Origin of the sequence: Rickettsia asiatica, assembly GCF_007989425.1 — a bacterium.
GTDB lineage: Bacteria > Pseudomonadota > Alphaproteobacteria > Rickettsiales > Rickettsiaceae > Rickettsia > Rickettsia helvetica.
Genome location: NZ_AP019563.1, coordinates 672,761 through 699,035, shown reverse-complemented (window position 1 = coordinate 699,035; position 26,275 = coordinate 672,761). Strand labels below are relative to the sequence as shown.

Below are 26,275 nucleotides of genomic sequence, written 5' to 3'. Positions count from 1 at the left end.
TGGCAATCTCAGGAATTCTCCCAAGATTGCTTCGTTGAAACTTATAGTTTCTTCTCGCAATGACGAATAAAGTAAACAATATGATCCACTCTAAAGAACTCTTAAATTCTATTTTACGACAGGATTTTCACAGTTTTATAATTAAGGTATTTAATACTATTAACCCAGGAACGGAGTATTATCCAAGTAAACATATAAGAATAATTACTGATTATTTAAATGCTGTACAAAGCGGTGAGATTAATCGTTTAATATATACCGCCAAGGAGTTTAAAATCTATTTGTGTGAGTGTTGCTTGGCCTGCTTATCTACTTGGGGATGATCCTACCAAAAGGATTATGGCTGCCAGCTATTCTCAAATACTTAGCATTAAACACTCACTAGATTGTTGGTTTATTTTAAATTCTGATTGGTATAAGGAACTTTTTCCAAGTACTATCCTTAGTAAAACCCATAATCAAAAAAGTAAATTTTTAACGACTGCTAACGGCTTTAGATTTGCAACATCGGTTGGAGGATCAGCAACAGGTGGGGGAGGGATATCTTAATTATTGATGATCCTCATAATCCTACGCAAATTCATTCTTATAAAATACGTAAGAAAGTTATAGATTGGTTTGAGCAAACTTTTGTTAGCAGACTAAATAATCGTAATAAGGGAGCGGTAGTTTTAGTTATGCAGTGCGTCTTCATATGGATGATTTATCCGGTTATCTACTTAATAATAGCAATTCATGGCATCATTTAAAAGTTCCAGCAATTGCTCCTCAAGACTATTCTTTTAAATTAACAGCTAATAACAGAGAAAAAGAATATAGCTATTTTAGCGGTGAGATTTTAGATAGCTATAAAGAACCTTCTGATTGCTTAATGAAATTAGAGCAGGAAATAGGTAACTATAATTATAATGCTCAATATTTGCAAGAACCTATAGCTACAGGGTCATCGCTACTTAATATGGAAGATATTAGTTTTTATGAAAATTGACCTTCAAGATTTGATTATTTTGTGTAAAGCTGGGATACAGCAATTAAGATTTCCGAAGATTCCGATTATAGTGTTTGCACTATATGGGGGAGTCTTGAGCAGAAATATTATCTAGTATCATTAGTACGGAAAAAAATTAATTATCCTGAGCTTAAGAATTTGACGGAAAAATTAGCAAACGAGTATAAACCGAGATTTATCTTAATAGAAGATAAAGCAAGCAGTCAACAATTGATTCAAGATATAGGGTTTTTAGGCGATAATATTAGAGTGATCGGGATTAAGCCAAGACTTGATAAAGTTACAAGATTTGCCTCGGTAGTCCCTTGATTTCAATCAGGTAGTGTTTTAATACCCAAACAATCAAGCATAATTTTAAAGGAATTACTGAATTTTCCTCATATTAAAAATGACGATATAGTAGATTCAGTTAGCCAGTTCCTGAATTTTATGAAGGATAAATCGCTAAAACAGCCCGCAAGGATTAGGAGTTTAATATAAAAATAGTTGCTTTTTTGTATGGATGTTGGTAGTATTGTTGCAGTTTAGTAGTGGCTTTAAAAACGTCATTGCGAGGAAAGGCGAAGCCTTGACGTGGCAATCTCAGGAATTGTGTGTTGCTTCATGAGATTGCCACGCTCCTTACAGTCGTTCGCAATGACGATAGACACCATAAAAACAACCTAGGCTGGGTAGCAAAGTGGTAATGCCGTGGACTGCAAATCCTCTATTCGTCGGTTCGATTCCGACCCTGGCCTCCATTATAGAAATTAAAAAATCTTATGGAATTTATTTCACAATTCCTAGAAATGCTTTTAGCCGAGCGAGCATTATCAAAAAATTCCATACTTAGCTATAAGCGTGACTTATTCGATTTTCAAAATTATCTTGCTAAACAAAAAATATCAGAATTAAATACCACTACGGAAAATATTAGAGATTGGATTGAGTATTTAGCGGGTAATGATTTGCAAGCTCGTTCTATCAATCGAAAAATCTCAACTATAAAAAGTTATTACGAATTTTTAATTAGCGAAAACCATACCGCTTTTAATCCGGTTCTTAACGTAGATTTACCGAAATATCAAAATAAACTTCCCGAAATATTGTCTATAGATCAAATTAAATCGCTACTTGAATATTGCTCCAAAGACGTTACGCCGGAAGGGATCAGACTTAATGCGATGATTCATTTGCTTTATGCCAGCGGTCTTAGAGTCTCAGAGCTTGTTAGTCTTAAGCTTGCTGATATTCTGACTAATAAAACGTCTAAAGGAGAAGTAAGAAAAATATTTTCGGTACTTGGTAAAGGTAATAAGGAAAGAGTCATAGTAATAAACGAGCAGGCAGTTATCAGTATTGCTAAATATCTTGCAGTTAGAGATGTTTTTGTGAATAAAGCTAAACCAAAAAATCTAATTTATTTATTTCCCTCATCAGCTTTAGCGGGTTATATGACTAGGCAAAATTTTGCGATTCTGTTAAAATCTATCGCCCTTTATGCAGGACTTAACCCTGAGCATATTTCTCCGCATATATTACGTCACAGTTTTGCAAGTCATTTGCTTGAGGGCGGAGCAGATTTAAGAGTTATTCAAGAACTACTCGGTCATGCCGATATATCCACTACCCAAATATATACTCATCTTCAAACTAATCATCTAAAAAAAGCATTATTGCATCACCCCCTCAATAAAAATTAATTTATCTTAATCTTTTATAAAGTGCTTGTTAATATTTTTTAACTAAATATAATATACCTTTTTAATTTAAGGAATAAATTATATGAAGTTAAAAGAAATTATGATCTCTTGTATTCGTAAACCTAGAGAAATTAAAAAAGAATATCCTAGATTAGATCAAAAGAAAGAAGCAGGATTCAATGTTGATTCTGGGTTAGGATACAAAAATCAAGCAGTAGAATCTAGCAACTATTATGAGTTAGTTAAAAAAATTCAACAAGGAGAAATAACTTTAGAAGTGCTAGAAAATTTAAGGAAATTAAAAGTAGATGATAAAAAATCTTTTCTAGCAGATATAGAACAGATGGTATCTAACAATAGGTTACATAAGCTTAATGAAAAAATAATGGAACATGCTTTAGATTTAGTTGATTCTAAAGATTCAGCTTTTTTACTTCGTAGAACAAAAGAGGATAGTATATTTCGAGATCTAATATATTTAGAAGCAAAAGGAAACAAGTTTACTGTAGAAATTGATAAAAAAGGAACTTTGAAAATTAACTTTCCTAACGGGGTACTTGAGCTTTACAAGCTATTAATTGATAATTTTTATTTGAAAAAATTTGGAGAAGAGGAATTGCAGAAAAAATTATATCAAGAATTGTTACCTGATTTCAAAATTCCTTTTGAAAAACTAATTGAAGAAGAGGAATTGCAGAAAAAATTATATCAAGAATTATTACCTGATTTCAAAATTCCTTTTGAAAAACTAAATTTTTTTGAGAGTTGTATTGAATGCTTAAAAGAATTTTATATTAAAAATAGTTTAGCACTAAGCATAATGGGTTTATTTGTAAGTAGAGATATTAAAGAACATGCTGTATGTGAAGAATTACTTGAATTAGATATATTTAAAAAATTATTTGAGGAAAAAATGGCATTATACGGAACTTCTGCTGATTCTAAATTATTAGTGGTTGATTATGTATTAAATGATGTAAAAGGTGTTTATATTAATAATTTAGTAGCTTCAAATATTTTAGATTTAGTAATGCATAGTCAATCAAATAATGAAACAATAGAATCAATAGAAATTCTAGGAAATAGCGAATGCCTAGTATGACTTTCTAGATACTATCTTAAAGTTTTGATTATAACATATAGTAAAAACATCTAGAAGTTAATTTAATCTATAATTAATATTTAAATAATTATAGGTTAGATTAATACTAAATATGGCTACAAAAAATAAAAAAGAAATAGTGAATACTGAAGCAAAAAATTTAGCAAATTTAGTTATCAAAGAAATAGGTAACGAAAATTTTGATTTTGGTGTTTTGCAAAAGATGCAGCAGGCTTTTAGTACTGCAAGTAAGCAAAAACAAAGAGAAGCTTTTATAAGTTTTTTAGATAAAAAGCTTAATAAAGAGCAATTACATAAACTCAATCAAGCAATAATGGAAAATGCAAATGAATTAATGCCGGATAATGATCCTAATTTTGTTTGTCGTACTCCTAATAATAAAGTTTTTCAAGAAATATTATTATTGGAAGCAAAACGCTCAGGTATGAAAGCAAAATTTAATGCTAAAGGGGAATTACAATCTCTTGATATAAAAGATATAACACAGGAAATATTAGATCATTATCGTATTTTACAAGAAAAATTTTATCCCAAAAGAGATTCTAAAGATTTAGTAGATAGTAGAATAGCCCAAAGTATTAATTTTTTATTATATACTCCACTTTTCCGAGGATCAGAGATATATACAAAATTAGGTTTAAAATTTGCTAAGATAGAGCGAAAAATACAAGATCCTAACGGTAAGTATGTTAAACAATTAATAGATGCTAAAATAGGAACCAATATACATTTTAATACCAAAGAAAATTTAGAAAATAAAGCAAATGAAGGAAAAGAGACTAAGATATCTTCAATAATTGAAAAAGCAATAACAACACTTGAGAAAAACAAAAAGGTAAATATTGAAGATAAGAGACGAGGAGAAATAAAAAGGCATTTATCTAAATCCTTAGAAGGAGCTTCTGATTATATATTAACATTCAAAAAAAATGATTTAGTAGATTAATATATCAAGGATTACATAAAAGACAAACTTGGTGGTCAAAGATTGTTAATTATATAGATATAAAATCATATTCCATTTCTAAAGAAAATCTTAAGAAAATAGGAAAAATAATAAATAGTGAAATTAAAAATTCTCATACTCCTTTAAAGATAGAAGTATAAGAACAGTTAAAACAAATCTCAAAAGAGTTAAATAGATTAAATAATCCGGCACATTGCCGTCAGAGGTTAAAAAGGCTCAGGAAAAATCTAAAAAACCGCTTGTTCCTCCAAAATTTGAACACCTCAAAAAAAGAAGTTATACTAAGGGGTAATTTTGTTACGCGGTTTTGTATGTCATTCCTGCGAAAGCAGGAATCCAGAAAAAAATAACCTTAATATTGGTATAAATATTACGTTACATATTTGAAAAAATAAACCTATAAAAAACTTCTTATTTTTTATAGGTTTTACTGGATTCCCGCTTTCACGGGAAGGTATTGTTGCGTGGATACCAAATCGTCATTGCGAGCAGCCATAGGCTGCGTGGCAATCCAAAAAAAATAATAAAAAAATGCTAAATTTAGCATTTTTTACTGGATTGCTTCGTCAATTACTCCGTAATTTTCCTCACAATGACGAAAACTGGTCCACATAACAATGCCTCACGGGAATGATATCAATTCCTACAATAATTTATTACTTCCCATAATATTATAACCGCAATCTACATAATGAATTTCACCGGTAACACCTTTAGATAAATTACTAAATAAATATACTGCTGCTCCTCCTACATCTTCTTGGGTAGTATTACGTTTTAACGGTGCGGTTGCAGCGTGAGATTTAAGCATAGTACTAAAATCACCTATTGCACTAGATGCTAAAGTTTTGATAGGTCCTGCCGAAATAGCATTTACTCTAATATTATTTTCTCCCAAATCGTTTGCTAGATATTTTACACTAGCCTCAAGTGCAGCTTTAGAAATCCCCATTACATTATAATTAGGTATAACTTTTTCAGCACCGTAGTAAGTTAATGTCACAATGCTTCCGCCGTCATGCATTAAGGCTTCTGCGGATCTTGAGAGTTCTAAAAGAGAGTAACATGATATATGTAAAGAATTATGAAAATTTTCTAAGCTAGTATCAACATAACGTCCTTTTAATTCATTTTTATCGGCAAAAGCCATACCGTGAAGTAAGAAATCGAAACTACCCCATTTCTCTTTTATATCATCAAATAAATTACTAATTGATTTTGGATGCGTAACATCAAGTTCGCTAACAAAATTACAACCTATTTCCTCAGCAAGCGGTTTAACTCGTTTTTCTAGTACTTCCGATTGATAAGTAAACCATAGTTCGGCACCGTGTTTTTTAGCAAGCTGTGCAATCGCCCACGATATTGACATATTATTTGCAATACCTGTAATTAAGCCTTTTGTTCCTTGTAGTAACCCTGTAGTCATTTATTTACTCATTATATTAAAACTTGCTGAAATGATAGCATGATGTATTATTTTGTAAACAAATAATCGATCAAAATGTATAAACCTAAAATCATGTGTTTACTGCTAGGTATGTTAAGTGGTTTAGTTTTTGCTCCGACTTTCTTTATACCGGCATTATTAACGTTATCTTACTTATGTTATATAGTTCAAAAATCCGAAAATTGGCAAGAAGCTGCAAAATTTGGTTATTTATTCGGTTTTGGGCATTTTTTAAGTGGAATATATTGGATAAGTATCGGTGTTAGCGTTTATATTATAGATTTTTGGTGGGCAATTCCTTTTGCGTTATTTGGACTACCTATAGTTTTAGCTTTCTTTATATCTGTAAGTTGCACGCTTAGTTTTTTTGCTAAAAATAATAAATATTACCAATTTATATTCTGTTTATGTTGGGTATTATTTGAGTGGGTACGTTCATGGATTTTTACCGGTCTTCCTTGGAATTTGATCGGTTATGCTTTTTCGTTTTCAGATATTTTAATACAGCCTTTAAGTATAATAGGGATATATGGGCTTAGTTTTATAGTTATATATATTGCCACTTCCGCTTATCCTTTATTTAGCAAGCAATTTACTCAGTTAAAAATATTACTAGCTAGTTCAGTCCTAGTATTAACCGTAATTGTCATTTACGGAGCAGTAAGGCTAAGTAATAACCATACAAATTTCACTGATATAAAAGTGCGATTAGTGCAGCCTTCGATCCCTCAAACCGAAAAATGGAATGAAGAAGAATTTTGGCATAATTTAATGCTACATATTAATTTATCGGAAAATTCGGAACCTACCGATTTAATTATTTGGTCTGAAGCAGCATTAGTAGTACCTGATGATATACCGCAAGTTAAATCAGAATTATTAAAAATGCTAAATTCTACAAATGCTATTTTGATAACAGGAGGGATCTCGGATAATAAAAAACAAGGTGATGAGTTTAAACTTTACTCAGCTATGTATGCTCTTGATAAAAATGATCATAAATTATTTGAATACCATAAATCACATTTAGTACCTTTCGGTGAGTATATGCCTCTTAAAAAGATACTACCGTTTAAAAAATTAACTCACGGTTTAATTGATTATAAAGAAGGAGACGGAGGACTTGTTTATCTTGAAAAATATAACCTTAAAATTAAACCTTTAATTTGTTATGAATCTATTTTTCCTGATTTTGTACGGACGAATAATGAAATAGCCGATGTAATAATTAATATTACAAATGATGCATGGTATGGTAAATCAAGTGGTCCATATCAGCATTTTCATATTAGTAGAAGTAGAGCTGTAGAGAACGGTTTACCTATGATTAGAGTGGCGAATAACGGTATTTCAGCTATAGTAGATCCTTTTGGCAGAACAATAAAAAAACTAAATCTAAATGAAATAAATTATACCCAAGGTTTAATTCCTAAAAAACTAATCTCTCCTACTATATTCTCGCAATTCAGTAATTTTACTATTCTATTACTCATCGTTTTTATACTTTTAATTAATTATTTATTAGCCTTGATTCTTGATAACTAAAGGGTTTTAGCATTATTATATTAAGTTTTTAATAAAGTTACTTGATTAAATATAAAGTAATATATATACTACATTTAAAGTTGAATAGACTTTATAATAATTAATTTATAATAATTTAAGCTTATTGTTAAAATGAATGATTCAACAAAACATCCGGACAAACTCGCAAGTGAACGTTTAAAAGAACGACGTCTTGCTGTAGATATTAGCCAAAAAGAATTAGGGCAAGCTTTAGACATTAGTGCTCTCCAAGTTAAAAAATATGAAGAAGGTTTAAGTAATATACCTATAAGTAGGTTATATGTTTTTGCAAAAGTTTTAAATACGCCTTTAAAATATTTCTTTAATAGTTCTGAAGAAGAAAAGTTAAAAACTGACTATGAAAATACTTCTAATAATAAAATTGAATATCTATTCAAAGAAATAGAAAGTGATTTCTTAAATAATATTGCTGAAGAAGAAGGGCAATATGAAAATGACGTCTCTTTTGATTATAAAGAATTATCAAGGACTATGGAAAGAGAACTTTTATCGTTAACTAGAGCATTTACTAGAGTACAAAATCCAAATATTAGAAAAATAATAATTGAACTTGTCAGATCAGTATCGATACCTTGTGAATAATATTTAAATTTTCATTGACTTAGCATTGCCAAAGTATTAACCCTTGTTAAGGTTTAGTAAATTCTGAACCATTAACAATTATTAAATATATTGGAGGAAATTTATGAGTAAAAGTAAAGCTATAGAAAATAACGGTATTAGTAATACAAATAGCCTAAACGGTAAATATATGGCTCCAAGACCGGAAGGAGTAAAACCTACCTGTGTAGTAATTACTTAATTCTGTAAGCAAGGATATTAAGTCTGCTCGTGAAGCATTAGATGAGCGAGGTGCAAGTGTTCATTACATAATTGATAAGGATGGGACTCAAAAAGAATATCATAATGATTTAACAGATCAAGCTTTTTATGCCGGTAAGAGTATTTGGAAAGGAGAAGTAGGTGTTAATAAGTTTGATATTGGGAATATGCTTATTAATGATGCAAAAAGTGATTTTCCTGAAGAGCAAATAGGGCAATTATGTAAATTCCTTAAGGATATAAAATTAAGATATCCAGATTTAGATTTAAAACATGATTTAGTCGGTCTTGGTGAAGTAACTGTAAACCGAGAAGGAAATGCTCATATAGCTCCTGGATCAAAATTTCCTTGGAAAGAATTAGCTGAAGCGGGTTTTGGTAGATATTTTGAGACTACGCAAGAGCAAAAGAGTAAAGTATTATAAGTATTATTAAGTCCTTATAGTACTGGCGAAAAAGTTAATACTTTACAAGAAAATTTAAAAGAATATGGCTATGGAATAGAACCCACAAGTACATTTGATCAATTTACTCAGCAAGCAGTTAGAGTATTTAATGATCGTTATGGTACCGGTTTAACAGGTGAAGAGCCGCCCGTAAGCTGGACTCTGAAGCAAGTCAAGATGTTCTATCGCAATTACTAGGGCAAACGGTATTAGAACAAACAGAAAATGCATAGTTTGAGAAATGAATTCCTTTTTCATTTTGCAAGCCTTGCTTATGGGTACTGAATCGTTATTGAGAGGATGAATGGCTTGTTTATGTCATTTCTGCGTGGCATTGTTGCGTGGATACCCGAACCGTCATTGCGAGGAGCGAAGCGACGCGGCAATCCAGAAAAATAAGTAAAAAAATTCTGATTTACAGAATTTTTTTACTGGATTCCCGCCTACATGGGGATGACATCGAGTGGGTTTTTCGAGCCGTGCAACAACTTTATGCAATAATCACTTTTCGCAAAAGCGGTAATGACATCGAAGTATAGGCTATCTCAAGCAATTCTTTTAGGCAATACTATTTATTGGTTATTGACATAATCTTAAAATGGTGCTAAGCATTAAAAATTAAGGTGGAGCTTTCTTGGCTATTTAGCTTCTAGTCAAAGAAAAATAGGTTCTTTATCTTTACTTTATATTTCTACAGTTAAAAATATTTATGATATCTTTAAAGGTTAATAGTTTAATACAAAATTGGCATTGGCATAGATAATTTTTTGCGTTTATGGGTTTGCTATATGCAAATTTAAATTTTGATTATTAAATTATAATTTATAACAGGATATTAAAATGTTTATCTCTAATATTTTTCAAAAATTTTTTTCTTTTCTTTTTGTTTTATTCATCACAGCTGCAGTTTATGTGGATCAAAAAAAAGTAGCAGTCATTGTTCCACTTGAACATGCTGCAATGACTGAGATTATATCAGGAATTAAAGAGTCTCTAAAAGATATAGATGCAGAAATTATAGTTAAAAATGCTTATGCTGATTCTAATATTTTACTTGCCATTATAAAGCAAATAAAAGATTAGGATATTGATGTAATAATTCCAATAGGCACGACAGCCAGCCAAACTGTTATTTCTCATATAACAAATAAACCGATTGTTTGTGCTGCTGCTATGATTAATAGTAAAAACCTACCTTTGGTTATCGGTGTTAACGATGAGATAAAAATCACCGACACCATTAGTAAATTACCTTTTTTACAGAATATCACTTTAATTTATAGCAATAGCGAGAAAGTTATATCTGAAGTAGAAATGTTAAAATTATATACTGGAAAAAACAATATTTCTCTGTACACGGTAATGATACAAAATTTAAATGATATGCCGGTCGCTGTAAAGAATGCTCCTAAAAATACGCAGAGTTTTATAATTTTGAAAGATCATTTAATAGTTAGCGGAATTAATATTTTAAAGCAAGAAGCATTTAAACGCCGTATTCCGATCATTGCTTCCGATGAAGGTTCGGTAATTAGCGGGGCGACTATTGCTGTAGGAGTGCAAGAAAAGCAAATAGGCGTAGAAGCAGGTTTAATGGCAAAAAAAATCTTGCAAGGAATAGAACCGAAAAATATTCCATTTGGGGATATGAAAGACTTAACTTTATTTGTTAATCTTAGATCTTTTGTTAAACAAGATATTCTTACTAAAGAAAATTTATCCGTAATTCCTTTTATTCGTAAAGAACTTGAAGAGTAGTAACATGAACATTTTAGTTGCTGCTCTTGAGCAATCCTTAATAATGCTGCCGCTTATTTTAGGGATGTATTAAGTTATCAAATTCTGAAAATTACCGATCTTACCGTAGACGGTACTTACGTGCTTGGTGCAGTGGTATTTGCCCGTAGCCTTTCATTTGGGTTATTTCCTGCATTAATATTTGCCGTAATAGCAGGGGGAATTATCGGCAGTATAGTTAGTTTTATGTAGAAGAATAACCGTATTAACGGACTTATAGCCGGAATACTTGCAAGTTTTATGCTTTATTCCGTGAACTTACAAATTATGCAGTGCCTTAATATATCGGTTCTTGGTATGCCGACTCTGTTATCTATATTAGATCTCGAAAATTGGTTAGTGCCTTTAATAATAATCAATTATCTTATTATATTTGCAGTTATAATTTTATTGAAAGGTAAGCTTGGTTTATTGCTACGAGCTTTTGGTTTTAATAAAGATTTACTGATTAATTTAGGAAAACCTGCCGAGCTTTACCATACTATCGGTCTTAGCATAAGTAATTGCCTTGCTGCTTTAACCGGTACTCTATCTGCACAAGTAAACGGTTTTGCTGATATTAATATGGGTTTTGGGGTAGCACTAGTCGGTATCGGTGCAATTGTTATAGGGCATCATATTTTAATCCATGCTAATAATTTTAATGCGTTTAAAGAGATATTCTCTTGTTTCATAGATATATTATTTTACTTTATTGCTCTTAGTAGTTTACTCCAGATTAGCATTGATCCCATAAACCTTAAGCTTATATTAGGGATAGTATTGTTTATTTCATTGAGTACGGTGGGTAAGAAGTAATACTGTAATGTCATTCCTAGCTAAAAGCGGGAATCCAATAAACTTATTGTCATCCCGCGACTTGATCGCGGTATCCAGTATTTTTAAATTTTTTTCTAGATACCGTGGTCAAGCCACGGTATGACACCTAGCACGTTTTTCAATTAAAAAGACAAAATTATGAAACCTTATTTATATGCAGAAAAGATACAGTTCAAAGTTAAGGAAAGAAGTGAGCCTATAATTGCGGAAACTACTTATAAATATTGCTAAAGAAGAGTTTGTTGTAATATTGGGTCATAACGGTAGCGGTAAGTCTACTTTAGCTAAAATACTTGCCGATTATTTGAAACCGACTAGCGGGAAAGTATTTTTAGATCAAATCAGAATCGATAAAATACCTAAAGCTAAGAAAAGCTTCTACTTTGGTTACATTAACACAAAAGGCTGAAGAAAGGCTATTTACCGAGCTAACGCTTGAGGAAAATATTACTCTATGGGAAAGTAGATTCCCTAGTAATGAACGGTTAACAAGTAGCGAGGTGTTAGAGCTTACAGGTTCGCCTAAACGCTTTTTGCTTTTACTTTCACAGTCGTTAGGTAAATTTTCCGGCGGAGAAAAGCAGATTATACTCCTAGCCCTTAGCATAGCTCATCCGCCTAAAATATTATTTCTAGAGAGCATACGGCAAATTTAGATCCGAAAGCTTCTTTGGAAGTGATGAAAAAAACAGCAGAGATTATTGAGAAGCATAAGATAACTTCCGTTATGATCACGCATAATTTGGAAGATGCCGTAAATTACGGCAAAAGGCTTATAGTACTAGATAGTGGTAAGGTAGTACTAGACTACCTAAAACCATCAAGTTTTTCTTTGAAAGAATAGAAAGAGATATTATAATTCAATATTAATATCACCGGCTAACTTAGTACCAAAAGCGTATTCACAAATATAATTTGTTAATTCTTCTATTTTCGTTGGCGAGATATCAGGATAGTATTCTAATGAGCTCATAACTTTCATGGGATCTTCACCATTAAAAAGACGCTTTTTTATATCGGCAGATAATCTGTCTTCTGCTTCCTCTATGGCACGAGTCGGTACTTGTGTAGCCACCGACCGGTGCAGGTGTGACCGCTACTGAAGCTACTATCGCCGGAGCTGCTACAGAATTATTATCATTAAAGTCATAATTTATAACTTTATCTATTAACTCTTCTTTTGTAGCACTATCAATACTAAACTCAAATATTGTATTAATAATACCATCCTTATCTTCACCTTTTTGAAGACGTTGCATAATATCCTTTAATAATGTTTCTTTTGTATTTTTTGCTAACTCTTCTTGAGTCGGTGCATCATAATTATAATAGTCAACATTCATGTCTTTATAATCTTTGGCTGATTTCTCACCTAAGTATTTTTGTATAGTGTTAATTTTTATTTGCTCATCAATATGAGAATTATATTTTTTTAATGCGTAAACTATCGTTTTTTTATCAACACCTATCTTTACAAGTTCCTCTATACTGTGATCGAATGGGTCACGCAATAGAACGCCTTTTCCTATATTAACACCTTTAGATATTAACTTCTCAAGTAACCATTTATCTTTTGATTGTAACGCATGATTAAAAATTGACTCACCACCACGCATTAATGTTAAGATTAACGTTATTATTTAAAAAGAAGTCCAGTAACGTCTTATTTTGACCTGCTTCATGCTTTAGTAGTAAATAGAAAAAAGGTGTGCCGCCATAATTGTCTACTGTATCAATTTCACTATCGGACTGTAATAAAATTTGAGTTATTTCATGCTGTTTAGAATAAGTTACATAATGTATAGGTATACGCCCATTTCCATCTTTAGTATTAACATCCACTCCTTTTTCAAGTAAAAAAGTAAAAAGCTCCTTATTTCCTATTATTGCTGCATAATGTATAGGTGAGTATAGATATTCATTCTCAACTTCAAAACTTGCCCCTTTATCTAATAAAATTTGAGCTATTTCTTTAGTGCTTGCATAAAATAAAGCTGTATTTCCTTTTTCATCCTTAGCATTGACATCATGACCTTTCTCAATTAGTTCTTTAACAATATCTGCATTCTCGGCTGAGGCTGCTATACTAAGCGGTGTACGGTTGTCTTCGGCTTCAATTAAGGTGTCGTATCTTTCAGGATCCGGTGCACGTACATCCTCCTCTAGCGGTGTTGCTGTAGTAGTTGTTGTTATTGGTGCTGCTGCTACCAGAGCTGTTACGGGATTATTATCGTTAATATTGTAATTAAAAAGCTTTTCTATTAATTTTACTATGGTAGCTTCATCCATATCAGAATAAAATTCAGGATTCATAATTAATCCATTAATTAAGTTTATTCTTATCGTCCTCATTTTTAATATTTTTCTTCATCTCAGAAAGTCTTTGTTCTGCTTTAAATTCAGGAAGTGCTAAGCGTGCATTAGCAGAATTAATTAATAATTCTTTAATTTCTGGGTTAGAAGCATATTCTAAAGGTTTCTTACCTTCTGCGTCTGTAGCGTTAACATCTGCCCCTTGTGAAAGTAAAAGTCTAACATTATTTACATTTCCTATACGTGCCGCATTATGTAAAACTGTACTTCCGTTTGGAAGTTTTGTATTAATTTGTTGATTCATCATATAAATATCCTTTTTAAGTTTAAATATTATTTTGTCGTGCGAGCATTATAATTTTTGCAAACCAAATATCAATTTTTTAATTAATAATTAATCAAATTTAATATTTGCAGTAATATCATTCCCGCATAGGCATTGCCTGCGTGGATACCGAGTCGTCATTGCGAGGAAATTGCATAGCAATTGACGAAGCAATCCAGTAAAAAATTCTGATTTACAGAATTTTTATTATTTTTTCTAGATTGCTGTGCTCTCTATGTTCGCTCGCAATGATGATTTAGTATCCATGCAACAAAGTTGGGATGGTATCACACGCACTTCTAATCTACGCAAGCAAAGCGTTCTTATAATGACCAAATTTTAACTATTTATTAGATTTTGGATAAAACCAAACGAGGAGTAAACAGATTAGAAGACCGATATTTAAGAGCAGATTATACTCCGTCATGGAAATACCAAGGATTTTGATGGCGGGTTTAGTGCAGGAAGTGATTGGCTGACTATAAAACATTTGCTTGATGTGTTGTATAGACAAGCCTTTCGGGATACGGATCATTGATGAGCAAAGGCTACTGGGTTGTACTATCCCTCTTTCTACGAAGCTATGATAGGTTGATAATATGCAAGAGCTAAGGATAGTTAGGAGAATGAATATTAAAGTATACTTACTTAACTGTCTGATGATTAAAGCAGTTAAGCAAATTTTGATTAGCGTTAAATAGGGAAATCTCTCGTAAACGCATAAAGGGCAGGGTGTATAATGGAATATATATTCAGCAATATAAGCGGTAGCAAGTGCTATTATAGAAATTGCAATCAGCCCTAAATGTAGAACTTTATAGCTATCTTTTCTGATGTAATTTATAATAGTATTAAATGGCATGGGTTTTTTATTCTTAATGTCATTGCGAGCAACTGCAAGGAGCGTGGTAATTTCAGGAAGTTTGACGAGATTGCCACGTCGCTTCGCTCCTCGCAATGACGCTAGTTTATGCTTCAAAATCGTAAAAAATTCAAGTGATATTTTACAAATAAATAAATTTAGTATATTGTCACTGATTATTAATTAAAGTGCAAGAAAAATAAATGTCAGAAATTTGGGAAGATGCTATTAAGTCAAATGCTTGGCCTTTTGTCGAGGCTAAGAAGATATTAGACAGCTTAAACGGTAAAATTCCTGAGAAGGGGTATGTATTATTTGAAACGGGTTATGGTCCTTCAGGTTTACCTCATATCGGTACTTTTAGTGAGAATGCTCGTATGGTGATGGTGCAGAAAGCATTTGAGCAATTATCCGATATTCCGACTAAGCTAATTTGCTTTTCCGATGATATGGATGGGCTTCGTAAAATGCCAAGTAATATCCCAAACCCTGAAATGGTAGTACAGTATATGGATATGCCGCTTACCTCTATTCCTGATCCGTTCAAAGAATGTGAAAGTTATGGGCATTATATGAATGCAAAGCTTCGCTCATTCCTTGATAAATTCGGCTTTGAGTATGAATTTTATAGTAGTACTAACTGTTATAAAGCCGGTATGTTTGATGAGATGTTAATAAGAGTGCTTGAGAAATATGACGAGATAATGGAGCTGATGCTACCGACTTTTAGAGAAGAGCGAAAGGCTACCTATTCACCTTTCATGCCTATATGCCCGAAAACAGGTAAGGTACTGCAAGTACCTATAGAAAAATGGGATGCTAAAGCAGGGACAGTTACGTATAAAGACGATGCCGGTAATTATATAGAAGTACCGGTAACGGGAGGGCATTGTAAATTACAGTGGAAGCCGGATTTTGGTATGCGTTGGGCTGCTCTTAAAGTCGATTACGAAATGTATGGTAAAGACCATTTGGCAAATGCTCGTCTTTATTCGGAAATTTGCCGAATCCTAGGAGGCAAGCCACCGGTGCAGTTATGTTATGAGCTATTCTTAGATGAAAACGGTGAGAAAATCTCGAAATCAAAAGGTAATAGTATTAGTGTGGATGATTGGCTTAAATATGCTCCTATTGAAAGTATGGCATTATTTATGTATCAAAATCCGACTAGAGCTAAGCGTTTGTTTTTTGATGTAATTCCTAAAAATGCTGATGAATATATTACTTTTAATCAGAAATATCATTTAGAAGAGGATAGGGCAAAGCGTTTTGCAAGCCCCGTTTATCACATACATCACGGAAATGTCCCAAAAATTGAGACTTTTGGAATTACCTATTCGTTGCTTTTAAATCTTACTTCTGTGTGTAATCCTTCGGATAAATCGGTACTTTGGGGATTTATTAGTAAATATGAGCCAAAAGCAACCCCAAATACTACTCCTTACCTTGACCACTTAGCAGAATTTGCTATAAGATATTATAATGACTTTATTAAAGCATATAAATCATATTTAGCTCCTTCTGAAAAGCATAAGGTTATTTTACGTGATATATTAGATATGTTATCTGATATATCTGATCAAACCGAGGCTGAAGCAATTCAGAAAGCAATATATGATATAGGAATGAAAGCAGGGTATGAAAATCTGCGTGATTACTTCAAAGATTTATATCAAATATTGCTTGGGCAGAATGAAGGTCCAAGACTTGGGACTTTTATAAAGCTTTACGGTATAAAAAAAACGATGAGATTAATTGAAGAAAAGTTGTAGGTTATATGTCATCCCCACCTAGGCAGGAATCCAGTAAAAATAAATAGATATATTATGCTCTAATCGAAATGGTACTTTAATATATTGGTGTCACTAATAATATAATACGTCGTGCTTATGAGCATAAACAAAAGACAGTAAAGGGTTTTACAGCAAAATATAATATTATAAAGCTTGCCCATACAGAAGAATTTACTGATATTAAAGAGGCTCTCACTAGAGAAAAAGCATTAAAAAAGTGGAAGCGTAGCTGGAAAATAGAATTGATAGAAAAAACTAATCCTGAATGGAAAGATTTAATAGAATAATTTTCTGGATTCCTGCTTTCGCAGGAATGACATTATTAACAAATGAATGAAATTTTTTGTAGTACGTTACCTATTTTTTTAATTACGCTTCTTGGTAGTATTATCAAAAATAAATGGTTAACTTCAGAAGAATTTTGGCGTGGTATTGAGAAATTATCGTATTTTGTACTATTTCCTGCCATGCTGTTTAATTACGTATCTACTGCCGACTTAAGCGTTGCATCCATAATTAAATTAGTAGTAGCTCTTATTATATCCACTATTCTTGTATCAATCGGTCTTATAATTTACCAAAAAAAATACAATATAGATAAAGTCCAATTTACTTCCATTTTTCAAGGATCAATTCGTTATAATAGCTACATTTTTTTTGGGGTGAGTAGCCCTTTGCTTGGTCCTAGCGGGCTTTCTATTGTCGCTGTTATTTCTTCTTATATGATTATTTTTACCAATATTTTATCGGTAATGATTTTCGCTTATTATATCCCTAATAAATCCGTTACTAATACTATTAGAACTAGTTTTGTTTTAATGATGAAATTAATTGTGCGTAATCCGTTAATTATCGCAAGTTTAGTAGGATTCGTTTTTAATTACTCAAATCTTGAATTACATTTAGGGCTTAAGAAAACGTTAGATAGCCTTTCTAATGCCGCTTTAGCTATCGGTATGTTAAATGTTGGGGCAGGGCTTAATTTTACTATTAGACAAGAGCTTTTACATAATGTAATGTTTACAAGCTTTGTTAAATTAGTTGCATTTCCTCTAGTTAGTGTAGTAGTACTATGGTTAATGTCTATTGACGGATTAGATAGATCGGTAGGAATATTATATAGTTGCCTTCCATGTGCGAGTACGGCTTATGTTTTATCTCGTCAGCTTGACGGTGATCCTGATTCTATGGCGTCGATTATAACATTTACTACTTTTTTCTCGGTAGTTACTATATCAATTATTATGTATATAATGAGGTAGGGAGTTCGAATGTCATCCCGCGACTTGATCGCGGGATCTCAGGACACAATCCATGATACAAGATACCGCGACTTGGTCGCGGGATGACATTATTAACAAAAAAAAACAGGAATTTCTAAAATGGATGAAATGAATAAAATAAATTATGCTGAGGCCCTTAAATATCATGAAAAAGATAAGCCTGGTAAGATCGCTATTTCTGCAACAAAGTCTTTAGTTACTCAGCAAGATTTATCGCTTGCGTATTCCCCAGGCGTAGCTGCTCCTTGCCTTGAAATTGCTAAAAATTTAGAGGATATATATAAATATACCGCTTGTGGTAATTTAGTTGCCGTAATCTCTAACGGTACTGCCGTACTTGGGCTTGGTAATTTAGGAGCTGCCGCTTCAAAACCGGTGATGGAAGGTAAAGCCGTACTATTCAAAAAATTTGCCGATATTGATGCAATTGACCTGGAAGTGAATACGGAAGATCCTGAAGAATTTATTAATGCCGTGAAGTATCTCAGTTATAGTTTTGGGGGTATTAATCTTGAAGATATTAAAGCTCCAGAATGTTTTATTATAGAAGAAAAATTAAAATCTTTAATGGATATACCGGTCTTTCATGACGATCAGCATGGAACGGCGATTATTACCGCCGCAGGGCTAATAAATGCTGCGTATCTTACTAATCGCAAGCTTGAAGATCTAAAAATCGTAGTTAACGGAGCAGGTGCAGCAGCTATTGCTTGCATTGATTTATTAATTGCTCTTGGAGCCGATAAATCAAAGATTATTTTATGTGATACTAAAGGTGTTGTTTACAAAGGACGCCTAGAAGGTATGAATAAATGGAAAGAGCTATATGCAAGCAATACCAAGTTTAGAACTTTAGCGGAAAGCTTAAATAATGCTGATGTATTTATAGGGTTATCGGTAAAAGGGGCAGTAACTAAAGATATGGTGAGTCAAATGGCAAATAATCCGATTATTTTTGCTATGGCTAACCCTGATCCGGAAATTACTCCGGAAGATATAAAACTTGTGCGAGATGATGCGATTATAGCAACAGGGCGATCTGATTATTATAATCAGATTAATAATGTTATAGGATTTCCTTATATTTTTAGAGGAGCATTAGACATAAGAGCTAAGACTATTAATACGGAAATGAAAATAGCTGCAGCAAAAGCTATTGCAGATTTAGCCCGTAGACCTGTACCGGAAGAGGTGTATAAAGCTTACTCAGGGCGTAAGATGGTTTTTGGTAAGGAATATATCATTCCCGTACCGTTTGATCCTCGTTTAATTACCATAGTAGCAGCGGCGGTTGCCGTTGCTGCAATAGAAAGCGGCGTTGCTAGGGTTAAAGATTTTAATATAGGTAAATATAAGAAAGAATTAGGTAGCAGATTAAACCCTACTGCTAACTATATGAATTTCTTAGCTGAAAAAATTCATAATGCACCGCTTAAACGGATTGTTTTTGCTGAAGGTGAAGAAGAAGAAGTAATTTCTGCCGCTCTTATGATGCGAGACGAGAAATATGGTCATCCGATTATAATTGGCCGTGTTGAACGAATTGAGGCTACGTTAAAAAAGATAGGTCAAGATATTAGCTTAGACGGAATTCAAATAATGAATGCCGCTCTAAGTGATAGCCTAGAGAAATATGTTGATTATTTATATAAAAGACTTCAGAGAAAAGGTTATTTATATCGTGATTGTGCTAAACTTGTTAAAACTGATAAGAATATTTTTGCTGCTTGTATAGTAGCATGCGGTGACGGTGATGCTCTTTTAACCGGTGTTACGAAAAGTTATATCGATAGTTTAGAAGATATCATGAAAGTAATTTCACCAAAACCTAATCGTAGAATCCTTGGCTATTCAATTATGATTGCTAAAGATAATAATATTATTATTGCCGATAATTGTATTACCGAATATCCAAACAGCTGGGAACTTGCACAAATAGCAACCCAAACTGCAGAAATTGCTAAAAATATGGGAATCACTCCTCGTGTTGCACTTCTTTCTTTTTCAACATTCAGTAATTCTTCTAAGGAAAAAACAGCTCGTATTCGTGAAGCAGTAAATATACTAGATAATTTTAGCGAAGACAAAGAAGAGCTGAACGGCATGAAAGTAGATTTTGAATATGACGGAGAGATGTCGATTAAGGTGGCTTTAGACGGTGATTTACGTAAATTATATAAATTTTGTAGATTATCAGGATCTGCAAATGTATTAATTATGCCTGGTTTAAATTCAGCTGTTATTTCTACTGAATTATTACAAGAATTTTCATCAAACAGCTTTATAGGTCCTATAACAAACGGTTTTGAAAAACCCGTTCAAATACTTCAAGCTACAGCAACAGCTAATGAAATACTAAAAATAGCAACTTTTGCTTGCGTTGAAGCTATAAAAGAGGTTTAATTACTAATATCTTTAAAATCAATTAACTTGTGAGAGGTAAAGTGGCTTCGATTACAGCACTTCATAAAAATATACAAGAAATTACAAAAGATTTATGAAAACATGATCCTCAAATACCTGATACCACTAAAAAACCGCTAGCTTCTAGAAAAAATTTTGAAGATCTAATACATTCTGATTTAGGAAAATCTACTCAAAATAAACAGCTTTCTTTTGATGAAGAGTTAAAGAAAAAGGTTCAAAGCAGACAAGTAAAGGATTCTTCCGAGCAGCAAACAAAGATTACAGAAGAAAAAATAGATAATCATGCAAAACGTTTAGAAGAATTAAAGCAAACACAGAAAAAATTAGAACAAAGAAAAACAGAGCTTGAAGTAAAAAAAGCCGATTCTAATATTACTAGAGAAGAAAGATGGAAAATTGTTGCAGAATTGGAATCTATTAATAACCGATTGAAAGCTATAGAAAAAGAACATAATACTATTAATAGTGCTTCCGATAGAGAAAAAAAGTTTGATAATAAAAATAAACACTTAACTCCTACAAAAAGAGAACCGACAACTGCAGATTTACAGCAACAAGGAGCATTAGTAGCTATAAAACGTATGAAAGAAGAGAAGATAAAACAGCAGCAAGCAGAAGCTGTTAATCAATCTTCAAAAAATACTCCAACTATGTCTAGCGGTACTATACCGATGCCGCCTCCAATGCCTAGAATTGGTATCCCTATTCCCCCACCTATATCAACTCCAAAGACTATAAAAAAATAGGCATTAAATTTGCTGCCATTTCTCCTGCAATAAGATAGGAAAATGATTGCTGAAATAACCCACGAGTAGCATTCATACTTACTAACTGAGGATATATTCTAGATAGCGAAAACTTCTCTCTTAAATCATCATAAGCCTCTCGATTAGCATTAAGCAGCATGGTTTGCTTCATCCACTGATAAATATCTGTTTGTTCTTTTTTAAGAGAGGGTGTCAGAAAGTTTATGTAAGTTATAAAAATAGTTAAGAATAAAATTAATTAAAACAACTTACATGAGGCTAATATGAAAAATAAGAGCAAAGTATCAAATCCAACTATAGAAAAAGTAGTATCAGAAATACTATCACAAAGTGATCCATCTGAGATATTTGGCAAAGAAGGGATATTTCAGGAAATTAAAAAGCAGATAGTAAATAAGATTTTAGAGAAAGAAATGGAATCTCATATAGGTTATGAGAAACATTCTAAAAATGAGAAAGACTCAGATAACAGACATAATGGCAATTATGAAAAGACTCTAATAGATCCAGAAGGTCGTAAATTGAAAGTAGAAGTGCCAAGGGATCGGGACGGAGAATTTGAACCTCAACTAATTCCAAAAGGAGTGCGTAAATTTGAAGGATTTGATGATAAAGTAATATCCTTATATGCTCGGGGAATGACCATTAGGGAAATACAATGGCACTTAGAAGAACTATATGCCACCAAGGTATCATCTGAGTTAATATCAAAGGTAACTGATGGTATTTTAGAGGAAGTAACTGCCTGGCAGAATAGAGCACTTGATAATGTATATCCTATAATGTACTTAGATTGTATTCATGTTAAGGCAAGAGATAATCATGTAATAATAAATAAAGCAGTTTATATAGCTATTGGAGTGAATATGGAGGGCAAGAAAGAGCTATTAGGAATTTGGATAGGCAAGATGAAGGGTCTAAATTTTGGATGCAGGTAGTAACAGAACTTAAGAATCGAGGAGTTGAACAAATATATGTTGCATGTGTTGATGGTCTTAAGGGTTTTCCAGAGGCGATAAATAACATTTTTCCAAAAACCATAGTGCAGTTGTGTATTGTTCATATGGTAAGAAATTCTGTAAAATACGTATCATACAAAGATTTAAAAGCGGTAACAGCTGATTTAAAAGCAGTTTATTCTGCAATAAATGAAGCAGAGGGATTAAGAGAATTACAAAATTTTGCCAAAAAATGGGATGAAAAATATCCAGTTATTTTTGACATATGGCAACGAAATTGGTCTGGCATAGCTCCATTTTTTAGCTTTCCGGAAGACATTAGAAAAGCGATTTACACTACTAATGCTATTGAATCCACTAACCGTCAAATTCATAAAATTATTAAAAATAAAGGAGTGTTTCCAGATGACAAATCGATTCAGAAAATAATCTTTTTGGCGTTGACAAATGCCTCTAAAAAATGGACAATGCCTATTAAGAATTGGGCGATGGCTTTAAATCAATTTGCAATCCTTTGTGATACTACTTTACAAAATTGGGCAAATGGAGAAATCATACTTACACAAAGAATCTGACAGACCCTTAATTTTGGTTATTTTTTGCTGCAAATTATAAGATTTTTTTGAGATAGGAGTAGCTATTCCTTCAAAAATCTTATTAATTTTCGTTAAAAAATACCTCAAAATAGCAAATCAATTAGAAATCTTCATAGAGCCTAGCGAATTAGAACGATTTTACAATTTAATTGCAGTTTAGCCCAAATTTTATCTGCAGTATATATAGGATAGCCTGTAATTAATCCTAGACTAATGCAAGCTCTGTTGCCAAGAGATAAACCAAATTGTTCTGTTTCTTTCTTTAAGCGTCCAATTTCTATAGCTTGATCAAAATCTAAAGCTACAATTTTATTTATTGAAGCTAAGATCATTTCTTTACTTTGAATAAAAGATATGTTCAATTTTTTATCTAGTTCTGCTACTACCTCTGCTATATTTACTGTAGACATAATAGATAACGGTAATAATTCTTCGACCTTGTCACTACCGATTTCTGAGTTAAATAATGCAAGTAAAGCAGATGAATCTAAAATATATTTATTCATTATTAAATTCCTTTCTTCTTGATTCAATTAAAGAGTCAACTAATGATATGTTATCTTTATTTCTAGATTTTACTAATGCTTGAAATTCTTTAATTTTATTTTTTATAGGAATCAATGTTAATTCTTTATCAAGTATTAGCATTAACTGATCTCCTGAAGAAAGATGTAATTGATCACGAATTTTTGCAGGAATATTTATTCTGCCATTTTCAGATATAGTAACTTTATATTCTAAGTGCATATTTTTAAAATAGTTAAAAATTAAATATATACCAAATATAAAATATTATAATTAAAACTACAATAGTAAAATAAATAAAATATTTCTATATTGAATCTAATATTGTTATCATTGGAAGAAAATATTATATGTCTAATTCAGCTTTTTTAGTTGCATTTTTTACAACGATTATCCGTTATTATGATTATGCTCTATTCGGTTTATCGGCTAGTATTCTTGCACAAAATTTCTTACCTAATATAGAGCAGGATAAACAACTACTCGGTTTTTTTGCCATTCTTAGTACAGCCGTTATAGTACGACCTTTAGGGTCTTTAATTTTTGGATTTATCGGAGATAAATACGGACGTACTAAATCTATCAAGATATCAATGTTCATAAGTAGCATTTCTACCGGATTAATTGCTATTACTCCTTCCTTTGAGATGATAGGTATTTTTGCTACGGTAATACTCACATTATGTCGAATGGTTTTTTTAGCAAGCCTTGCCGGAGAAGTTGACGGAATAAAGGTTTATGTAGCTGAAAAAACAGGAGATAATCGAAAAAATTTAAATATAGGAATAGTGTCGTGCTGTAGCCAAATAGGTGCATTACTTGCGGCTATAGCTTATTATTATGCTAGTAATTCTAGTATCGGATATTTATGGCGTTTTAATTTCTTTATCGGTGCAATATTTGGTTTATTTGCTATTTTGATGAGAAATTTTTTTAAAGAAAGTAGCGAGTTTTTAAGAACGTCATCAAAAAGTACCGTACAACAAATTATAAAAGATAATAAACTATCCTTTATAATAGCATTATTAGTAAATGGTACTATTGGAGGAGTGTATCACTTTTTAGTAATTTTCTTGGGAGTTTTTTTAACAAAAATAGCTTTTATAAATCATCCTGAAATAAGGTTTATGAATATAGCTCTTACTACTACCTATGGAATATCAGCCGTTTTTGCAGGGCTGCTTGCCGATAAAATAAACCCTTTAAGACAGATTACGTGGGCTTTATTTGCCAGCATTATTGTTGCTTTAGGAATGCAAATAATGTTATACAAACAAATATTTAATATTCTCTGTCCCGTTATATTAATAGGGCTTGCAGCATTTTATGCAGTACCGCTACAAATTATTGTTCAATCTTTGTTTAAGACTAATGTTAAAATGAGGCTTTATAGTCTATCACATTCTTTTGGAGGTATTATTCTATCCTCAACTACTCCTTTCTTTAGTATGTTGTTGTGGCAAAATTTTAAGTCACTATCTCTAACTTTAAGCTTTTTCATATTTTTGCTTATAATATTAATTAGTACAGTGTTGGTTTTACGTAGGATGTCATCCTTGTAAAAGGGTTGTGTTGCCTGGATCGAAAAATGTGCTCTATGTCATCCCCGCGAAAGCGGGGATCCAGAAAAATAATTAAAAAAATTCTGTAAATCAGAATTTTTTTACTGGATTGCTTCGTCGAAACTTGCAGTTTCTTCTCGCAATGACGGAAAAATCGATCCACGCAACAATGCCACGCGGGAATGACATAACAGGATCCATGTAACAACACCTCGCAAAAGCAAGAATGACATCAATTGCCTTAGATGTTTCTTCCGTCTTTACTGCGACCTGTAGGTTTTATGCTAGAACTACTTGAAGATTTGGATCTTTGCTGTGCCTGTGTTCCAATTTGCTTCGCTTCTTTTGCTAAGTTTTCAAATTTGTCTTTTGAGTTTTTTATATTACCTTTTAGCTTTAAATCGTGAGTTATTTCGTTAATATTCAATTTTTCAGGAGTTGGATTATATATAGGCTCTTTAGATTGAGTATGTTTAGAATGTTCTATTGCAAATTTTGTACGAGGTCTTATTAATTCATTCTCTTTCCCTGTACCTTTCTGTTTTTCTTCCTCCCATTTATCCCATTCCTCAGGTGAGGTCCAGTATCTTGTTATTTTACTATCAAAGCCTTTTTCAAATTTGTTTATTAAATTTTTGGTGCTATTCTCTTTAATTTCTTTACCTCGATTTTCAAACTCAAAATTTTTCTTAGGAGTTATATAGTCAGATTGAGTATTTTCATGTTGTTTTTCTACAGTCTGTTTCTTTTCTTCTGTCCAGTATTTTTTAATTTTGCTGTCAGAGTCTGCTTCAAATTTTGCTATTCTATCTTTTATACCGGTAACTGCTCCTGTAGATATTGTAGGTTGATCTTGGGTTGATTGCTTAGTGTGTTTCGGAGTCGTCTTTTTAGATAATTCATAAGTAAAAGATTCTAAACTAGATAAACTCTTTTGAACTTTATTCTATATTGGAATTTAAATATTCTATTTCAGGTCCTTTATATTCTATTATATTTTTTAATGTGTTATTAATTTCTACAAAAGATTCTTTAATCTCTTTATTAAACTTATCATCACTATTACTTATCTTACTGCAATTAGTAGAAATTTTTTGAAGCTTATCTAATATATTGTTAATTCTCTCATCTTTTTGAGAAGTCGATACCATACTTGCTAAA

22 protein-coding genes, 1 tRNA gene and 10 pseudogenes are annotated in these 26,275 nt (G+C 32.0%); 22 read left to right on the top strand and 11 right to left on the bottom strand.

The genetic code is table 11. The features are described from left to right. Positions 1-59: 59 nt before the first annotated feature. From RAS_RS09735 to RAS_RS11065, 9 genes and pseudogenes are all read left to right on the top strand, one after another. On the top strand, positions 60-323 hold the full coding sequence (locus RAS_RS09735) for a hypothetical protein (RefSeq protein ID WP_232049125.1): 264 nt from the start codon (positions 60-62) through the stop codon (positions 321-323). Positions 324-339: 16 nt separating this feature from the next. After that, positions 340-549, top strand: a complete 210-nt coding sequence (locus RAS_RS09730; RefSeq protein ID WP_232049124.1) for a hypothetical protein — start codon at positions 340-342, stop codon at positions 547-549. Positions 550-694: 145 nt separating this feature from the next. Then, positions 695-988 (top strand): hypothetical protein, encoded by a 294-nt coding sequence (locus RAS_RS09725; protein ID WP_232049123.1) that lies wholly within the window; start codon positions 695-697, stop codon positions 986-988. A gap of 42 nt (positions 989-1,030) precedes the next feature. After that, on the top strand, positions 1,031-1,318 hold the full coding sequence (terL, locus tag RAS_RS09720) for a phage terminase large subunit (RefSeq protein WP_332094813.1): 288 nt from the start codon (positions 1,031-1,033) through the stop codon (positions 1,316-1,318). Positions 1,319-1,674: 356 nt separating this feature from the next. Next, positions 1,675-1,749: transfer RNA gene (locus RAS_RS04035), tRNA-Cys, on the top strand. Positions 1,750-1,770: 21 nt separating this feature from the next. Then, positions 1,771-2,691 (top strand): site-specific tyrosine recombinase XerD, encoded by a 921-nt coding sequence (xerD, locus tag RAS_RS04030; RefSeq protein ID WP_147142563.1) that lies wholly within the window; start codon positions 1,771-1,773, stop codon positions 2,689-2,691. Between the two features lie 82 nt (positions 2,692-2,773). Next, positions 2,774-3,793 carry a DUF5410 family protein gene (locus RAS_RS04025; protein ID WP_147142560.1) on the top strand — a complete coding sequence of 340 codons (1,020 nt, stop codon included), beginning with the start codon at positions 2,774-2,776 and terminating at the stop codon, positions 3,791-3,793. 112 nt (positions 3,794-3,905) lie between these two features. Beyond that, positions 3,906-5,073: pseudogene (locus RAS_RS04020) on the top strand (DUF5410 family protein). Positions 5,074-5,282: 209 nt separating this feature from the next. After that, positions 5,283-5,378, top strand: a pseudogene (locus tag RAS_RS11065) (lytic transglycosylase domain-containing protein); the annotation flags it as partial. A 46-nt stretch (positions 5,379-5,424) separates the two neighbouring features. Here RAS_RS11065 and fabI read toward each other — a convergent pair. Then, on the bottom strand, positions 5,425-6,210 hold the full coding sequence (fabI, locus tag RAS_RS04015) for an enoyl-ACP reductase FabI (RefSeq protein WP_147142557.1): 786 nt from the start codon (positions 6,208-6,210) through the stop codon (positions 5,425-5,427). A 75-nt stretch (positions 6,211-6,285) separates the two neighbouring features. On the opposite strand from fabI, the gene lnt reads away from it, so the two are divergent. The 6 genes and pseudogenes from lnt (at position 6,286) to RAS_RS03980 (ending at position 12,546) form a co-directional block, all read left to right on the top strand. After that, positions 6,286-7,776 carry an apolipoprotein N-acyltransferase gene (gene lnt / locus RAS_RS04010; RefSeq protein ID WP_147142554.1) on the top strand — a complete coding sequence of 497 codons (1,491 nt, stop codon included), beginning with the start codon at positions 6,286-6,288 and terminating at the stop codon, positions 7,774-7,776. 132 nt (positions 7,777-7,908) lie between these two features. Further along, positions 7,909-8,400, top strand: coding sequence for a helix-turn-helix domain-containing protein (locus RAS_RS04005; RefSeq protein WP_147142551.1), 492 nt, complete (start codon positions 7,909-7,911; stop codon positions 8,398-8,400). Positions 8,401-8,503: 103 nt separating this feature from the next. Beyond that, positions 8,504-9,319: pseudogene (locus RAS_RS04000) on the top strand (N-acetylmuramoyl-L-alanine amidase). A gap of 607 nt (positions 9,320-9,926) precedes the next feature. After that, positions 9,927-10,844 (top strand): annotated as a pseudogene (locus RAS_RS03995) (ABC transporter substrate binding protein). A gap of 4 nt (positions 10,845-10,848) precedes the next feature. Then, a pseudogene (locus RAS_RS03990) lies at positions 10,849-11,681 on the top strand (ABC transporter permease subunit). A 159-nt stretch (positions 11,682-11,840) separates the two neighbouring features. Further along, positions 11,841-12,546 (top strand): annotated as a pseudogene (locus RAS_RS03980) (ATP-binding cassette domain-containing protein). 151 nt (positions 12,547-12,697) lie between these two features. On the opposite strand, the gene RAS_RS09715 reads toward RAS_RS03980, so the two are convergent. The 4 genes from RAS_RS09715 to RAS_RS03960 form a co-directional block, all read right to left on the bottom strand. Further along, positions 12,698-13,318: a hypothetical protein gene (locus RAS_RS09715; RefSeq protein ID WP_172616088.1), complete on the bottom strand. Its 621-nt coding sequence runs from the start codon at positions 13,316-13,318 to the stop codon at positions 12,698-12,700. Continuing rightward, entirely contained in the window at positions 13,305-14,015 is a 711-nt protein-coding gene (locus RAS_RS03970) for an ankyrin repeat domain-containing protein (RefSeq protein ID WP_172616126.1), read from the bottom strand. The genes RAS_RS09715 and RAS_RS03970 overlap by 14 nt, the downstream gene beginning before the upstream one ends. A gap of 10 nt (positions 14,016-14,025) precedes the next feature. Continuing rightward, a complete protein-coding gene (locus tag RAS_RS03965; RefSeq protein WP_147142548.1) occupies positions 14,026-14,322 on the bottom strand; it encodes an ankyrin repeat domain-containing protein in 297 nt (98 codons plus the stop codon). Positions 14,323-14,683: 361 nt separating this feature from the next. Next, positions 14,684-15,202 carry a disulfide bond formation protein B gene (locus tag RAS_RS03960; protein ID WP_010423301.1) on the bottom strand — a complete coding sequence of 173 codons (519 nt, stop codon included), beginning with the start codon at positions 15,200-15,202 and terminating at the stop codon, positions 14,684-14,686. Between the two features lie 203 nt (positions 15,203-15,405). Here RAS_RS03960 and RAS_RS03955 point away from each other — a divergent pair, with 203 nt between their 5' ends. From RAS_RS03955 to RAS_RS09710, 5 genes and pseudogenes are all read left to right on the top strand, one after another. Continuing rightward, entirely contained in the window at positions 15,406-16,974 is a 1,569-nt protein-coding gene (locus tag RAS_RS03955) for a lysine--tRNA ligase (protein WP_147142545.1), read from the top strand. Positions 16,975-17,017: 43 nt separating this feature from the next. Further along, positions 17,018-17,282 (top strand): annotated as a pseudogene (locus RAS_RS03950) (GIY-YIG nuclease family protein). A gap of 42 nt (positions 17,283-17,324) precedes the next feature. Then, positions 17,325-18,257: an AEC family transporter gene (locus RAS_RS03945; protein WP_010423299.1), complete on the top strand. Its 933-nt coding sequence runs from the start codon at positions 17,325-17,327 to the stop codon at positions 18,255-18,257. Positions 18,258-18,377: 120 nt separating this feature from the next. Beyond that, positions 18,378-20,681, top strand: coding sequence for an NADP-dependent malic enzyme (locus RAS_RS03940; protein ID WP_147142542.1), 2,304 nt, complete (start codon positions 18,378-18,380; stop codon positions 20,679-20,681). Positions 20,682-21,112: 431 nt separating this feature from the next. Continuing rightward, positions 21,113-21,451, top strand: coding sequence for a hypothetical protein (locus tag RAS_RS09710; RefSeq protein ID WP_232049122.1), 339 nt, complete (start codon positions 21,113-21,115; stop codon positions 21,449-21,451). On the opposite strand, the pseudogene RAS_RS03925 reads toward RAS_RS09710, so the two are convergent. Continuing rightward, positions 21,447-21,656 (bottom strand): annotated as a pseudogene (locus RAS_RS03925) (hypothetical protein); the annotation flags it as partial. The gene RAS_RS09710 and the pseudogene RAS_RS03925 overlap by 5 nt on opposite strands. A 79-nt stretch (positions 21,657-21,735) precedes the next feature. Here RAS_RS03925 and RAS_RS03920 point away from each other — a divergent pair. After that, positions 21,736-23,006: pseudogene (locus RAS_RS03920) on the top strand (IS256 family transposase). 140 nt (positions 23,007-23,146) lie between these two features. Here the strand turns inward: RAS_RS03920 and RAS_RS03915 are convergent. Both RAS_RS03915 and RAS_RS03910 read right to left on the bottom strand, forming a co-directional pair. Continuing rightward, positions 23,147-23,533, bottom strand: a complete 387-nt coding sequence (locus RAS_RS03915) for a type II toxin-antitoxin system VapC family toxin (protein WP_147142539.1) — start codon at positions 23,531-23,533, stop codon at positions 23,147-23,149. Then, positions 23,526-23,774, bottom strand: coding sequence for an AbrB/MazE/SpoVT family DNA-binding domain-containing protein (locus RAS_RS03910; RefSeq protein WP_147142536.1), 249 nt, complete (start codon positions 23,772-23,774; stop codon positions 23,526-23,528). The genes RAS_RS03915 and RAS_RS03910 overlap by 8 nt, the downstream gene beginning before the upstream one ends. A gap of 128 nt (positions 23,775-23,902) precedes the next feature. On the opposite strand from RAS_RS03910, the gene RAS_RS03905 reads away from it, so the two are divergent. Continuing rightward, positions 23,903-25,114: an MFS transporter gene (locus RAS_RS03905; protein ID WP_147142533.1), complete on the top strand. Its 1,212-nt coding sequence runs from the start codon at positions 23,903-23,905 to the stop codon at positions 25,112-25,114. A 241-nt stretch (positions 25,115-25,355) separates the two neighbouring features. Here RAS_RS03905 and RAS_RS03900 read toward each other — a convergent pair whose 3' ends face one another. From RAS_RS03900 to RAS_RS03890, 3 genes and pseudogenes are all read right to left on the bottom strand, one after another. After that, positions 25,356-25,541: a hypothetical protein gene (locus RAS_RS03900; protein ID WP_147142530.1), complete on the bottom strand. Its 186-nt coding sequence runs from the start codon at positions 25,539-25,541 to the stop codon at positions 25,356-25,358. A gap of 144 nt (positions 25,542-25,685) precedes the next feature. Continuing rightward, positions 25,686-26,021: pseudogene (locus RAS_RS10725) on the bottom strand (hypothetical protein); the annotation flags it as partial. 34 nt (positions 26,022-26,055) lie between these two features. Then, positions 26,056-26,265 carry a hypothetical protein gene (locus RAS_RS03890; RefSeq protein WP_147142527.1) on the bottom strand — a complete coding sequence of 70 codons (210 nt, stop codon included), beginning with the start codon at positions 26,263-26,265 and terminating at the stop codon, positions 26,056-26,058. Between the last annotated feature and the right edge of the window lie 10 nt (positions 26,266-26,275).

Excerpts from the sequence above, each read along its gene's own strand:
- RAS_RS09735 (WP_232049125.1), top strand. The coding sequence starts at position 60 with ATGACGAATAAAGTAAACAATATGATCCACTCTAAAGAACTCTTAAAT.
- RAS_RS09730 (WP_232049124.1), top strand. The coding sequence starts at position 340 with ATGGCTGCCAGCTATTCTCAAATACTTAGCATTAAACACTCACTAGAT.
- RAS_RS09725 (WP_232049123.1), top strand. The coding sequence starts at position 695 with ATGGATGATTTATCCGGTTATCTACTTAATAATAGCAATTCATGGCAT.
- xerD (WP_147142563.1), top strand. The coding sequence starts at position 1,771 with ATGGAATTTATTTCACAATTCCTAGAAATGCTTTTAGCCGAGCGAGCA.
- RAS_RS04025 (WP_147142560.1), top strand. The coding sequence starts at position 2,774 with ATGAAGTTAAAAGAAATTATGATCTCTTGTATTCGTAAACCTAGAGAA.
- fabI (WP_147142557.1), bottom strand. The coding sequence starts at position 6,210 with ATGACTACAGGGTTACTACAAGGAACAAAAGGCTTAATTACAGGTATT.
- lnt (WP_147142554.1), top strand. The coding sequence starts at position 6,286 with ATGTATAAACCTAAAATCATGTGTTTACTGCTAGGTATGTTAAGTGGT.
- RAS_RS04005 (WP_147142551.1), top strand. The coding sequence starts at position 7,909 with ATGAATGATTCAACAAAACATCCGGACAAACTCGCAAGTGAACGTTTA.
- RAS_RS09715 (WP_172616088.1), bottom strand. The coding sequence starts at position 13,318 with ATGCGTGGTGGTGAGTCAATTTTTAATCATGCGTTACAATCAAAAGAT.
- RAS_RS03970 (WP_172616126.1), bottom strand. The coding sequence starts at position 14,015 with ATGAATCCTGAATTTTATTCTGATATGGATGAAGCTACCATAGTAAAA.
- RAS_RS03965 (WP_147142548.1), bottom strand. The coding sequence starts at position 14,322 with ATGATGAATCAACAAATTAATACAAAACTTCCAAACGGAAGTACAGTT.
- RAS_RS03960 (WP_010423301.1), bottom strand. The coding sequence starts at position 15,202 with ATGCCATTTAATACTATTATAAATTACATCAGAAAAGATAGCTATAAA.
- RAS_RS03955 (WP_147142545.1), top strand. The coding sequence starts at position 15,406 with ATGTCAGAAATTTGGGAAGATGCTATTAAGTCAAATGCTTGGCCTTTT.
- RAS_RS03945 (WP_010423299.1), top strand. The coding sequence starts at position 17,325 with ATGAATGAAATTTTTTGTAGTACGTTACCTATTTTTTTAATTACGCTT.
- RAS_RS03940 (WP_147142542.1), top strand. The coding sequence starts at position 18,378 with ATGGATGAAATGAATAAAATAAATTATGCTGAGGCCCTTAAATATCAT.
- RAS_RS03915 (WP_147142539.1), bottom strand. The coding sequence starts at position 23,533 with ATGAATAAATATATTTTAGATTCATCTGCTTTACTTGCATTATTTAAC.
- RAS_RS03910 (WP_147142536.1), bottom strand. The coding sequence starts at position 23,774 with ATGCACTTAGAATATAAAGTTACTATATCTGAAAATGGCAGAATAAAT.
- RAS_RS03905 (WP_147142533.1), top strand. The coding sequence starts at position 23,903 with ATGTCTAATTCAGCTTTTTTAGTTGCATTTTTTACAACGATTATCCGT.
- RAS_RS03890 (WP_147142527.1), bottom strand. The coding sequence starts at position 26,265 with ATGGTATCGACTTCTCAAAAAGATGAGAGAATTAACAATATATTAGAT.